Source organism: Streptomyces solitudinis, assembly GCF_036323765.1.
Taxonomy (GTDB): Bacteria; Actinomycetota; Actinomycetes; order Streptomycetales; family Streptomycetaceae; genus Streptomyces.
This window is the reverse complement of the sequence record NZ_JAZDCW010000025.1, coordinates 1-1,329: the sequence shown is the minus strand read 5'-3', so window position 1 is coordinate 1,329 and position 1,329 is coordinate 1. Positions and strand designations below refer to the sequence as shown.

Here is a 1,329-nt window from a genome sequence, read left to right as displayed (position 1 = left end):
CGCCATCGACCCGCAGCAGCGCCTCCTGCTGGAGACCGCCTGGGAGACGTTCGAGCGGGCCGGTGTCGGGCCCGCCACGCTGCGCGGCAGCCGGACCGGGGTGTTCACCGGCGTCATGTACAACGACTACGGCTCCCGGGCGAACCTGCCCCCGGCCGGCAACGAGGGGTACCTCTTCAGCGGCAGCGCGGGCAGCATCGCCTCCGGACGGCTCGCGTACACCTACGGGCTGGAGGGCCCGGCGGTGACGGTGGACACGGCCTGCTCCTCCTCGCTGGTCGCCCTGCACCTGGCCGCCACCGCGCTCCGCCGGGGCGAGTGCGACCTCGCCCTCGCGGGCGGGGCGACGGTGATGTCCACGCCCACGGCCTTCATCGAGTTCTCCCGGCTGCGCGGTCTGGCCGCCGACGGGCGCTGCAAGTCCTTCGCGGCCGGTGCGGACGGCACGGGCTGGTCGGAGGGCGTGGGCCTGCTGCTCGTCGAGCGGCTGTCGGACGCCCAGCGCAACGGCCACCACGTCCTGGCCGTCATCCGCGGCACCGCCGTCAACCAGGACGGCGCCTCCAACGGACTCACCGCGCCCAACGGCCCCTCCCAGGAACGCGTCATCCGGCAGGCGCTGGCCAGCGCCGGACTCACCCCCGCCGACGTGGACGCCGTCGAGGCGCACGGCACCGGCACCACCCTCGGCGACCCCATCGAGGCGCAGGCACTCCTGGCCACCTACGGACAGGAGCGTCCGGAGGACGACCCGCTGTACCTGGGGTCGCTCAAGTCGAACATCGGGCACAGCCAGGCGGCGGCCGGAGTCGGCGGCATCATCAAGATGATCCAGGCCATGCGGCACGGCACCCTCCCGCAGACCCTGCACGTCGACGAGCCCTCCCCGCACGTCGACTGGGAGGCCGGAGCCGTCCAGCTCCTCACCGAGGCCCGCGCCTGGCCCCAGCACGACCGCCCCCGCCGCGCCGGCGTCTCCTCCTTCGGGTTCGGCGGTACGAACGCCCACGTCGTGATCGAGCAGGCTCCGGTACTGGAGGACATCGACACGGCGTCCGAGGTGCCGTCGCCCGTGACGCCCTGGGTGCTGTCGGCCAGGAGCGAGACCGCGCTACGGGAGCAGGCGGACCGGCTGCTGGCCCACGTCGAGCACGCCACGCCGGACGTCGCGCAGGTGGCGGCCGCCCTCGCGGCCAACCGCTCCGTGCTGTCCGAGGGCGCCGTGCTCACGGCCGAGGACGGCACCGCCCTGGTGGACCAGCTCCGCGCCCTGGCCGCCGGTGAGTCCGCCCCCGGCCTCGTCCGGCACCGCGCGACCACGGACGGCAG

Annotated in this window: 1 protein-coding gene; it reads left to right on the top strand. The window is 74.8% G+C overall.

What is annotated here, in order from left to right; translation table 11 throughout:
• The coding region (locus V1J52_RS25960) for a type I polyketide synthase (RefSeq protein ID WP_330142415.1) at nt 1–1,329 on the top strand (1,329 nt) is incomplete at both ends.